We start from the raw sequence: 11,121 nt of genomic DNA, 5'->3' as shown, positions 1-11,121 counted from the left end.
TAATTTTTTATTATATTTGACATAGATATTGTTTTGTTTGGCGACATCAAGATACTGAATTTCAGTATCTTGAACAATATCTAGTCCGTATTTTTTACTTGAAATAATTACACCCAACGGGTTAATATTAATTGGTTTCTTCTGGATAATAGGAAAATGTAGTGAAGAAAATAATACTATAATTACCGACAAGAGAAGCTATGAATCAAGTTGGAGACAAGCAACAAATAATGAGCTATTTACAATTAGTAAACTAATGGTAAAAAACAGTATTACAGGTTGTGGTGAGTATCACATAAAAGAGATAGAAAATGGAGAATATATAATTGCTTGCACAAGGGATGGAAAGAATTGGAAATATTATGTAGCCTGGCCAAATATTGATAAGATATACTTAGCAAGCTTGGACATGGAACGAAAATTAAAACCGCCATATTGACCTGTAAATAAACATGTAAACTTTTTTCAGCACGAGACAATCACACCGCTAGCGCGAGCGTCCAGCTCGTGAACGCAATAAAAATCGAAAATAGTCACGAGCGGGACGCTCGCGCTAGCGGAAACTGCAAAATATAAAAGCCTAATAAAAAAAATAAATTAGGCTTTTTAAATTGTATAAAGTATAAAAGACTATTTATCCTTTAATATATTTTGTAAAAATTCAACTTTGTCTTTTTCAGCCTGAACTAAACGTTCGTAAAGTTTTTTATTTTCATCATAAGCTTCAACTAACTTATCGAGCGGATTAAAATTGCAGGTATTATTGGTTCCGAAATTAGTACCATGACTTCCACTATTATCGTAGAAATTATTAAAAAAATTAATTGCGGCTTCGTCTGAAAAGTTTTTAAGGGCTTCAACACTTACGCCCAAAGCTTTTGCTACTTCGGCAAGTCTATCATCATCTATAGTTTCACTGTTTTCAAGAGCCGAGATAGTCTGTTGGCTAGTTCCTAAAGCTTGTGCCAAAGCTTCTTGTTTCATGTCACGAAGTTCACGAATTCGGCTAATTTTTCGCCCTATATGGTTTGATTTTGTAAGTGTGCTCATAATTCAAAGATAATATTAAAGGGTAATAACAGGCAATATTTAAAAAACAAATTTTGTCTTGTACGATACAATCAAAAATGATTTTTAAAGTACAATCTATTGCTTATTGTACGCTAAACAAAAGTACGATTTTTGAGACATGAAATAGTTAAAAAAATCAATATCAAAAATCAATATCAAAAAGTAATGTCAAAATTCAATTGCAATCGTTGTTAAATTTTAGAAACTTTACAAAGCCGAACTTGCGAAAGCAAACCTGAAACTTGAAACTTGAAACAACCTAAAGACAAAGTGTAGCTCTGCGTGAGGGATAGAGCCAATGTCATTAAGTTAAGGGAAAATCTATAAAATTACTTAACAGTTTAATGAAGAAAGTAATTAGAAAAATCCATTTTTATCAGCGTTTTCGCTTTAGCGAATCGGTAAAATCAGCGTCTAATTTTGACGCGGATAAAACAGATTTACTTCGTAAAAACGCGGATAAAAACAGATTTGATTTAACTACCGATATTTAGTGCCTAACGGCACATTTCGACCTAGGTTGAATTAGTCAAAATTAAAAAGCTTAAATTATAACATTGTGCACGTTCTGGAAAAACCTGAAACCTGAAACAAAATTTTCTCTCAAACTGTAGCTCCGCGTGAGGGATAGAAGCTGGCTACCGAAGTAGCGCGTATAGCCCGACAGCATTAAAAAAAGACCTAATGAACGCAAAGTTGATTAGGTCTTTTTTTAATGGTGGCACGCCCTACTAACAAAATTTAATTACAACTACATTATGACATTTTTCTCCAAAAATTTAATACTCCATTGAGTTCTGAATGTTCTAAGTTAAAACTTTCGGGTATTTCTTCCCAAGTGCTCCAATAGGTAACAAGTCTTGTGTATTTGGGCGTTTTATTGAGCTGTTCCCGAACGTAATTAGAATAAGATTGAAACAATTCATTATTAGGAACCACAATTTTATCGATAGGACAGGAAGTATCTACATTTTCGAAAAAAGAATTGTAAAAGTAAAATGCATCATAATCCGAAAAAGAAATATCGGTGATATTAGAATGAATAAATTCAACGTTCTCAACGTTATGCTTTTCGGCTATTTTTTTTGATAGTTTTATAAGTGATGCTCTTTGTTCGACTCCGTAAAAAATGCCTTTTGTTGAAGCTGCTCCCACTAAACAAAACTTGCCAACACCGGCGCCAATATCCAGCACTTTTTTGTTGGGTTTATCAACCAGATAATCTGCTGCAATTTTTGCAATTGCAACCGGTGTCCAATGGCGTTCTGCGAGTCTTCTTATTCGTGTAGAGTACAACTTATTAAAAGCACTATCCTCTATATCTATATTTTGTTTTAAGTTTTTAAAAATCATTTGATAAATTGCTTGTATGCTGAATTTGATAAAAAACATAATTATGTTTCTTAACTGTAAATCTTTCAAATGTTATAGGATAAGAATTTACAATTACAGTATTTTCTTGCAATATAGTCTTAGTTGCCTACTTTTACAATTTTAAAGTAATAAATTATTTTTTTACTTTATACGCAAATAGTAGCTTCGCTCTTTCAGAAGATTTAAATAAATCCAAAATTTTAAATTCCAAATTTCAATCTGAACTGTGAATTGGAATTTGGAATTTAAAAATTGGAATTTGATTTTTGATATTGTTATTGAAATTGATTTTCTTCTTCAAATAGCAATTTTATGTTTTCGTAGGAGTTTTTTAAGGCTTCTTTGATTTCTTCCGGGTTTAACCAGGCGACTTTTTCGATTCCTTCTTCGATTTGACCTTGTGGCGTTCCCTCAAAATCAGATTGCATTTCGAACCAATGTGTGACTTTGAGTTTGTATTTTCCGTTGCGTTTAAAAACGTGATAGGTTTTTTCGAGTTTATTTGTGATTCGGAGTTTGCCTACGCCGGTTTCTTCTTCGACTTCGCGCATTGCGGTGTCTTCAATTTCTTCCCCTTTTTCTATTCCGCCCTTTGGTAAGTCCCATTTTCCGTTTCTGAAAATGAAGAGAACTTCGCCTTTTTTATTGTAAACAAGACCTCCGCCCGCTTTATTAACGGGAATTTTAGCCTTTAAGGTCTTCATAATTTCCTTTTCGTCAGGATGATACAAATAAGCCTTTTGAATTTTATTTTGAAACATTTTGACGATAAGATGCTCGATATCAATACTCTCTAACAAGAATAATTGAAAATCGGTCTCTTTTGAGATTTCATTTGTCAAAAAAAGTGGTTTGTCGTTCACAAAAACTTTATACATTTGTAGTATGATTTTTAATAAAGATACTGCCGAAAAAACAGCCGAATTGCTTTTGCAAATAAATGCAATTAAATTGAATCCCGAAAATCCTTTTACATGGGCTTCTGGTTGGAAATCTCCTATTTATTGCGATAATAGGTTAATTCTTTCATTTCCGAGCATCCGAAACTATGTTCGTGATGAATTTGCGAAAAATATTGAGAAACAATTTGGGAAACCAGATGTAATTGCCGGTGTTGCCACTGGAGCCATTGGAATAGGGATTCTTGTTGCTGAAAGCCTTGGATTACCGTTTGTTTATGTGCGTCCGGAAGCGAAAAAACACGGAAGACAAAACCAAGTTGAAGGTTTTTTACAAAAAGGTCAAAATGTTGTGGTTGTCGAAGATTTAATTAGCACAGGAAACAGCAGTTTGATGGCTGTAGAGGCTTTACGTAACGAAGGCGCGAACATTAAAGGAATGGCAGCGATTTTTACGTACGGTTTTAATGTTGCCGAAGAGAACTTTAAAAACGCTAATATCGATTTATACACGTTAAGTAATTACGAAAACTTACTAGACTTGGCGGTTCAGAAACAATACATTACTGAAGACCAACAATCGACTTTACTGGAATGGAACGAAAGTCCATCGACTTGGGGACAGGAACAGGAATAATTTTAGATTTTAGATTTTAGAATTTAGATTAAGATTGCTGTAAAACAATAAATAATAAAAATATATGAACTTAGAAAGTCCAAAAGTTACTGTTCAGAAATCAGCTCAAGATTTATTTGATTTATTGACTGATGTTCGAAATTATGAAAAATTAATGCCGGATAATATCGCCAAATTCGAAGTTACAGGCGAAGATTCTTTTATTTTTGGATTAAAAGGTATGCCGGAAATAAAACTAAAAATGAAGGATAAAGTGGCACCAAATAAAATTACTTTGGGTGCTGCAAGTGATAAACTTCCGTTTACTTTAGTTTCGAATATCGAAAGTATTTCTGATGCTGAAAGCGCTGTTCAACTTCAATTTGAAGGCGAATTTAATGCAATGATGGCTATGATGATCAAAGGACCAATTAGCAAATTCATTGAAACACTTGCAAGTAATATGACGAAGCTTTAATTAATTATTAATGGTAAATTGTTAATTATTAATTCTCTACTTATTATAAAATGGAAAGCCTGATCTTATGATTGGGCTTTTTTATTTGCCACAGATTAAAAGGATTAAAATGATTTCTTATAAAATTACCCACTGATTTAACGGATTAAACGGGTTTTACGCTGATTCATTTTTTAGCTAAACGAAAATTATAAAGCAAAAAAAACTGAGAATCTTAGTAACTCAGAACCTTAGTACAACATCTGAATTTCTTTAATCTCAAATTCTGAAACTGAATCATCTTCAAGTAAAATTTGTATTTGTCCAATGGGAGAAACTCCTTGGATAATTCCCATGAAATTTTGTCCTGAGGGATTTTTAAACGGCATTGGAACTCCTTTTTTAAATAGGGAATTGAAATATACTTTCCATAAATCAGCCGAATTGGTTTCCCAAAATTTGATCTTCTGCTGTATTTTTTCGATTATTAAAAGTACGAGAGCATTTTTGTCAAATTCGGTTTTACAAATCACTGCTAATGACGAAGCGTGTGGCAAATTTTCGAAATTAGTTTGATTGACATTTAGTCCTATCCCGACAACTGACACGATCCTGCCATCACTTTTGATGGTGTTTTCGATAAGTATGCCACCAACTTTTTTATTGTATGACATAATGTCGTTTGGCCATTTTATACATAAATCAGGAATATTCAATGTTTTTAAGGCATCGATTACACTTAATGATACTATAACACTTAAGTTAAAAAAATGCTCAGTATCAAAAAGAAAATCCTTTACCAAAACACTCATAATTAAGTTTTTACCTGATTCTGATTGCCATATCGCTCCCATTTGCCCCTTACCTTTTGTCTGATTTTCAGCAGTTACTACGGTAAAATTATCCAGTTCATCTTTGCTTGCCAATGATTTCAGGAAATCATTTGTAGAATCTATGGCATCGAGTTTGATTAGTTTCATTAAAGGAATTTAATTAACTTAATTTAATATTTTGTTAAGGTTCAAAAATAATCACAAAATTTGGTAACTTTACAAAATCATATAAAATAATTCATGGCGAAAAAGACGATTAATAATGATGTTCTATTGGCGAACATAATCAAAGGGATTGAAGAAGTAAAAGGAAATGACATCAGTATTCTTGACTTAAGAGATATAGATACGGCTGTTTGTGACTATTTTGTCATTTGCAACGGAAATTCAAATACCCAAGTTAACGCCATTGTAAGCTCAATTCAAAAAACAGTATCTAAAGACTTAAAAGATAAACCTTGGCACGTAGAAGGAACCGATAATGCTGAATGGGTTCTTATGGATTATGTGCACATTGTTGTACACGTTTTCCAGAAACACATTCGTGAATATTATAATATCGAAAGCCTTTGGGGTGACGCCAAAATAACTACAATCGAAAACAAATACTAAAAGAAACTTTCTCTAATGGCTAAAGATAATAATCCAAATCCGAGTAAATTTAAAATAAGTCCTTGGTTAATATATACCGCAATACTTCTGGTTTTTTTATTTATAAGTTTTGCAACCGGAGGATCTAACTTAAGCGAACCAGCTCAATTAACCTCTTCTAAATTCAATGTATTATTAGAAAAAGGTCAGATTGAAAAAGTTATTGTTTACAATAAAGCTGAAGCTGAGGTTTATTTAAATGCTGCTGCTCTCAAAGATGCAGCTAATAAAAAAGTAGCTAAAGATATTTTTGACAGACCTAATAAAGGTCCTCACTATACTTTAGAAATTGGTAACGACCAAATTTTTCAAACTAAATTAGAAAAAGCAGTTGGCGAAGGCAAACTGAAAGATTTTAATTTCTTACAGAAAAACAATTGGAGCGATATCCTTATCAGCTTACTTCCTATTATCATCATTATTGGTGTATGGATTTTTATTATGCGTAAAATGTCAGGTGGCGCTGGTGGCGGTGGCGGACAAATTTTTAACATTGGAAAATCGAAAGCTAAATTGTTTGATGAAAAAACAGACATCAAAACAACTTTTAAAGATGTTGCCGGTTTAGAAGGTGCTAAAGAGGAAATACAAGAAATTGTAGAATTCCTTAAAAACCCTGAAAAATATACTAATCTGGGAGGTAAAATCCCTAAAGGAGCCTTACTTGTAGGACCTCCGGGAACTGGTAAGACGTTACTTGCAAAAGCAGTTGCGGGAGAAGCTCAGGTACCTTTCTTCTCGTTATCAGGTTCTGATTTTGTAGAGATGTTTGTAGGTGTTGGTGCTTCACGTGTTCGTGACTTATTTAAACAAGCAAAAGAAAAATCTCCTGCTATCATATTCATTGACGAAATTGATGCTGTTGGTAGAGCAAGAGGAAAAAGCAATATGTCAGGCGGAAATGACGAAAGAGAAAATACATTGAACCAATTACTGACAGAAATGGATGGTTTTGGTACAAACTCTAACGTAATTGTTCTGGCTGCAACAAACAGAGCTGACGTTCTTGATAAAGCGTTAATGCGTGCAGGTCGTTTTGACAGACAAATTTTTGTTGACTTACCGGACATTCGCGAAAGAGCTGAAATCTTTAAAGTTCACTTAGCTCCTATCAAAAAAGTTGAAGGTCTTGATCTTGATTTCTTAGCAAAACAAACTCCGGGATTCTCTGGTGCTGATATTGCAAACGTTTGTAACGAAGCTGCATTAATTGCTGCCCGTAACAACAAAACTGCAGTTGACAGACAAGATTTCCTTGATGCTGTAGACAGAATCATAGGTGGTCTTGAAAAGAAAAATAAAATTATCACTCCAGAAGAGAAAAGAGCAATTGCAATTCACGAAGCTGGTCACGCAACTGTAAGCTGGATGCTTGAGCATGCTGCACCACTTATTAAAGTAACTATTGTTCCTCGTGGACAAAGTTTAGGGGCTGCGTGGTACCTTCCGGAAGAGAGACAAATCGTAAGAACAGATCAAATGTTAGACGAAATGTGTGCTACTATGGGCGGAAGAGCTGCAGAAAAGGTAACTTTTGACAGAATTTCGACAGGTGCATTAAGCGATTTAGAAAAAGTTACACGTCAGGCTCGTGCTATGGTAACTATTTATGGTTTGAATGAAAAAATAGGAAATGTTACTTATTATGACTCAACTGGTCAGAGTGAATATAATTTCTCAAAACCATATTCTGACGAAACGGCTAAAGTAATTGACAAAGAAATTTCGGAATTAATTGAAGGTCAATATCAAAGAGCAATTCATATTCTTGAAGAAAACAAAGACAAGCTAAATCAATTAGCTGATATATTAATTGAAAAAGAAGTTATTTTTAAAGATGACTTAGAAACAATTTTCGGAAAACGTACTTTTGATAAAAATTTAGAAGAAGTGGTTTCGTAAATATTCAATAAATATGTAATATTTTTTAAAATCTTAATTCAAAATAGCCTTTTGAATTAAGATTTTTTTATCTTTGAACGTTTTCAATTAACATGTAAAGTTTTTCATATAAAATGAATTTTTTCAAAAAAATATTTGGTTCCAGCGACACCTCTTCTGATGAAGAAAATGAAAGCGAGTATGGAGGAAATCATTCTCCGGATAGTCATTTATCTATAGATGAGAGATTCATTTTTAATTTCAAGAAAAATGGTGGTAAATTTTTGTATTGTGAAAACAAACAAGAAGTTGCTGAGCAGTTTGAAAACATCTTAGAAGAAAATGACTGGTTTGAAAATGAAGTTTTATGTTATGAACCGGCACTTTTTAGTTTACTGGAAGAAAATAAATTAATTTATATTTCTCCCAGAAATCCTAAATTCTTACTGGCAACATGCGAAAATTTAATCGCAGATGAAGGTTCTATTTTATTTTCATCAAAACAAATCAGACAGGACAAGCCAAACGAATTACCTCCAAATATTGTAATTATAGCAACTACAAGTCAGTTGCAATTGATTAAAAGTGATGGCTTAAGCGCTATCAAGAGAAAGTACGAAAGGGACTACCCTACTAATATTACCACAATAAAATATTTCGAAAAAGCAAAAGAAGAAGATTTTACTCAATACGGAAGTGTTGCCAAGAATTTGTATTTACTGCTCTTAGAAGATCTTTAAGATGAACGAAACACTTAAGAGAGCCATTTCTGGTGCTGTCTATATCGCTTTACTATTGACTTCAATTTTGTTTTCTACCGAAAGCTTTATCATCCTTTTTGGCCTTTTTCTAATTATTGCGACCTATGAGTTCTGCAACTTGGTGAAGCTTAATAAAGTCATTTCTATTTTATTTGTTTCTGTTTTTTATTCCACAGTATCTTTAATCAGCTTTTATGAAGGTGAAACCGAAAATTATATTAGTAAAATATTAAAAGAGAACACTATAATTACAGTCGATACAGATAAATTATTTTCTGTATTGCTTTTAATTACTTTAATAATATCTATAAAATGTATCGTCTTTTTATTTGATGATACTCAAAACATAAGCAAAGTATCCAAAATTATTTACTTGATTGGATACATTATGTTGCCGTTCCTTTTTATCGTTAAAATTTCTTTTGGAATAAAAGATTATAACCCAAAAATTATCATTGGATTATTCATTCTAATCTGGACAAACGATACTTTTGCTTATCTCGTGGGGAAATCCATTGGAAAACATAAATTATTTGAACGCATTTCTCCTAAAAAAACCATAGAAGGATTTCTTGGCGGAGTAGTTTTTGCTGCTTTAGCAGGCTTTTTAATTTCAAAATTTTACATTCAGCCAAATCCTGAATTTAGCAGTAAATCAATTTTAATATGGACTATAATTGCTTTGATTGTAAGCATTTTTGGAACAATTGGAGATTTGATAGAATCTAAATTTAAAAGAGTTGCGGGTGTAAAAGACAGTGGCGCAATAATGCCTGGCCATGGAGGCGTACTAGATCGATTAGATAGTGTTATATTTGTAGCACCAATTATATTTTTATTTTATCAAATTTTATATTATGTTTCATAAAGAAGGAGGCCCATCCATTTTACTAGGTACTGTATTTGCAGTAGCTGTACTTTTAATTGCTGACAAATTCATTGATATTACATGGCTAAGAATGCTTGTGCAAATTGCCGGTGTAGTAGTTTTGATTATCATTTTACAATTTTTTAGAAATCCTAAAAGAATTGCAATTAGAAGTATTGATCAGATTCTTGCTCCAGTTGATGGAAAAGTTGTGGTTATTGAAGAAGTTTACGAAGGTGAATTTTTTAAAGACAAACGTCTACAGGTTTCTATCTTTATGTCACCAATAAACGTACATGTAACCCGTTATGCTATGGACGGAATTATAAAATTCAGTAAATACCATCCAGGAAAATTTCTAGTTGCCTGGCATCCAAAAGCAAGTGAAGAAAATGAAAGAACTACAGTAGTAATAGAAAACGATAGTTTCGGACAAATATTATACAGACAAATTGCAGGGGCTTTAGCTCGTAGAATCGTAAATTATGCTCAGGAAGGAATGCAAGTCGTTCAGGGTACAGATGCCGGTTTTATTAAGTTTGGTTCAAGAGTAGATTTATTTTTACCTTTAGGTACTCCTATTAATGTAGTATTAAACCAAAAAGCAATTGGTGGAAAAACCATAATTGCTACAAAAGCTTAATGATCAAAAAAGATTTAGATACTCGTTTTTTAGAGGCTGTTGAAGTTGCTTTAAAAATGACTCAGGCCTCTCTGCCACAAGATGTGCAGCTAAGACTTTATGCATATTACAAACAGGCAACTTTTGGAACTGCAGTCTACAATCAATCTGAAAATTTTGATTTAAGAGATGCTTTCAAAACAAATGCATGGATGCAAATTAGCCATATATCGATCGATGAGGCTAAGGAAAATTATATTGAAATCATTAATTCACTAACATTAAAATAACTAACATTATGAAGAAAAACATTGTTCGTTTCAGCATTTTAGCTTCATTTTTTCTATTATTTTCTTGTAATGATAATAAGCTGACTGAAGTTGTAGAAGTTCCTTTACCAACTAAAGAGGAAAAAATAACTATAGGATCGCCAAATGATATAAAAGCAGATCCTGGTTCTTTTGAAATGACAAAGTTACCGTATGCGTATGATGGTTTAGCTCCTGCAATAAGAACGCTTACTCTAGAAACGCATTATTCTAAACACTATTTAACGTACACAAATAATTTTAATAAGGAAATTATAAATACCGAATTTGAGAATTCACCTATTGAAGATATCTTAAAAAAAATGGATCTCAGCAATGCTAAGCTTCGTCAAAATGCCGGTGGTTATTATAATCATACTTTGTATTTCAATATTTTGACGCCAAAGGAGACAACTCCGAAAGATACTCTGGCTGGTTCTATTAATAAAGAATTTGGCTCTTTTGCCAATCTTACAAATCAATTTAAAGGTCAGGCAACAAAACAATTTGGTTCTGGCTGGGTTTGGTTAGTGGTGGACAGATATGGAAAACTCCAAGTTACAACAACTGATAATCAAGACAATCCTTTAATGAAAAATGCTTTGATACCCGGAACACCAATTATGGGAATTGACTTATGGGAACACGCCTACTACCTCGATTATCAAAACAGAAAAGGAAGTTATATTGATGCCTTTTATGAACATGTTAATTGGGAAAAAGTAAACGAAAATTACATAGAAGCTTTAAAGAAAGTCAAAAAAGTATATTAAACGAAAA

13 protein-coding genes are annotated in these 11,121 nt (G+C 32.6%); 9 read left to right on the top strand and 4 right to left on the bottom strand.

Features of this window, described 5'->3' with window-relative positions; all coding sequences use genetic code 11:
* Positions 1–630 precede the first annotated feature (630 nt).
* The 3 genes from KHA90_RS21990 to KHA90_RS21980 all read right to left on the bottom strand — a co-directional run bounded on the left by KHA90_RS21990 (position 631) and on the right by KHA90_RS21980 (position 3,323).
* On the bottom strand, positions 631–1,050 hold the full coding sequence (locus KHA90_RS21990; RefSeq protein ID WP_213306681.1) for a helix-turn-helix domain-containing protein: 420 nt from the start codon (positions 1,048–1,050) through the stop codon (positions 631–633).
* A 777-nt stretch (positions 1,051–1,827) separates the two neighbouring features.
* Entirely contained in the window at positions 1,828–2,463 is a 636-nt protein-coding gene (locus KHA90_RS21985; RefSeq protein WP_244860518.1) for a methyltransferase domain-containing protein, read from the bottom strand.
* Positions 2,464–2,720: 257 nt separating this feature from the next.
* Complete coding sequence (locus KHA90_RS21980; protein ID WP_213306678.1) at positions 2,721–3,323, bottom strand: NUDIX hydrolase; 603 nt, start codon at positions 3,321–3,323, stop codon at positions 2,721–2,723.
* Positions 3,324–3,330: 7 nt separating this feature from the next.
* On the opposite strand from KHA90_RS21980, the gene pyrE reads away from it, so the two are divergent.
* Both pyrE and KHA90_RS21970 read left to right on the top strand, forming a co-directional pair.
* Entirely contained in the window at positions 3,331–3,981 is a 651-nt protein-coding gene (pyrE, locus tag KHA90_RS21975) for an orotate phosphoribosyltransferase (protein WP_213306676.1), read from the top strand.
* 64 nt (positions 3,982–4,045) lie between these two features.
* A complete protein-coding gene (locus KHA90_RS21970) occupies positions 4,046–4,438 on the top strand; it encodes an SRPBCC family protein (protein ID WP_213306672.1) in 393 nt (130 codons plus the stop codon).
* A 230-nt stretch (positions 4,439–4,668) separates the two neighbouring features.
* Here the strand turns inward: KHA90_RS21970 and KHA90_RS21965 are convergent, their stop codons facing one another.
* On the bottom strand, positions 4,669–5,397 hold the full coding sequence (locus KHA90_RS21965) for a biotin--[acetyl-CoA-carboxylase] ligase (protein WP_213306669.1): 729 nt from the start codon (positions 5,395–5,397) through the stop codon (positions 4,669–4,671).
* Positions 5,398–5,490: 93 nt separating this feature from the next.
* Between KHA90_RS21965 and rsfS the strand changes: the two genes are divergently transcribed.
* From rsfS to KHA90_RS21930, 7 genes are all read left to right on the top strand, one after another.
* Complete coding sequence (gene rsfS, locus KHA90_RS21960) at positions 5,491–5,862, top strand: ribosome silencing factor (protein WP_213306667.1); 372 nt, start codon at positions 5,491–5,493, stop codon at positions 5,860–5,862.
* Positions 5,863–5,877: 15 nt separating this feature from the next.
* On the top strand, positions 5,878–7,803 hold the full coding sequence (gene ftsH, locus KHA90_RS21955; protein WP_213306664.1) for an ATP-dependent zinc metalloprotease FtsH: 1,926 nt from the start codon (positions 5,878–5,880) through the stop codon (positions 7,801–7,803).
* Positions 7,804–7,916: 113 nt separating this feature from the next.
* Positions 7,917–8,522 (top strand): lactate utilization protein B/C, encoded by a 606-nt coding sequence (locus KHA90_RS21950; protein WP_213306661.1) that lies wholly within the window; start codon positions 7,917–7,919, stop codon positions 8,520–8,522.
* A 1-nt stretch (position 8,523) separates the two neighbouring features.
* Positions 8,524–9,411 carry a phosphatidate cytidylyltransferase gene (locus KHA90_RS21945; protein ID WP_213306658.1) on the top strand — a complete coding sequence of 296 codons (888 nt, stop codon included), beginning with the start codon at positions 8,524–8,526 and terminating at the stop codon, positions 9,409–9,411.
* Positions 9,401–10,054, top strand: coding sequence for a phosphatidylserine decarboxylase family protein (locus KHA90_RS21940; RefSeq protein WP_213306655.1), 654 nt, complete (start codon positions 9,401–9,403; stop codon positions 10,052–10,054). Before KHA90_RS21945 ends, KHA90_RS21940 begins: the two co-directional genes overlap by 11 nt.
* Positions 10,054–10,323, top strand: a complete 270-nt coding sequence (locus KHA90_RS21935) for an acyl-CoA-binding protein (RefSeq protein WP_213306652.1) — start codon at positions 10,054–10,056, stop codon at positions 10,321–10,323. Before KHA90_RS21940 ends, KHA90_RS21935 begins: the two co-directional genes overlap by 1 nt.
* Positions 10,324–10,331: 8 nt before the next feature.
* Positions 10,332–11,114, top strand: a complete 783-nt coding sequence (locus tag KHA90_RS21930) for a superoxide dismutase (protein WP_213306649.1) — start codon at positions 10,332–10,334, stop codon at positions 11,112–11,114.
* The last annotated feature ends 7 nt before the right edge of the window (positions 11,115–11,121 follow it).

It is taken from the genome of Flavobacterium psychroterrae (assembly GCF_018380615.1).
Taxonomy (GTDB): domain Bacteria; phylum Bacteroidota; class Bacteroidia; order Flavobacteriales; family Flavobacteriaceae; genus Flavobacterium; species Flavobacterium psychroterrae.
Note: the sequence above shows the minus strand (reverse complement) of the source record. Positions and strands in the feature narration are given on the sequence as shown.